We start from the raw sequence: 214 nt of genomic DNA, 5'->3' as shown, positions 1-214 counted from the left end.
GCTCAGGTAAGCCTCGTCCAATCGGTGAAGGTGCTGTGCTCAAGATTGTGCGTAGCGGCAAAGTGATTCCTTACATCCAAGAGATCATCAAGCCAGCCAAGAAGCCCATGTTGCCTGACGTCGAATACGTAGAAGATGGCGTGGACTTCCGTCTTGTGGGTAAGAGCACTGAGACTACCGCACGTCTGCTCTCCGGCTTTATGTCCAGCATGAA

The 214-nt window shown here is 52.3% G+C and carries 1 protein-coding gene; it reads left to right on the top strand.

What is annotated here, in order from left to right; translation table 11 throughout:
* On the top strand, positions 1 to 214 hold a 214-nt coding region (locus LI126_RS15520; RefSeq protein WP_227165786.1), incomplete at both ends, for a hypothetical protein.

Source organism: Mediterraneibacter sp. 210702-DFI.5.30, from assembly GCF_020560115.1.
GTDB lineage: Bacteria > Bacillota > Clostridia > Lachnospirales > Lachnospiraceae > Mediterraneibacter > Mediterraneibacter faecis.
Note: the sequence above shows the minus strand (reverse complement) of the source record. Positions and strands in the feature narration are given on the sequence as shown.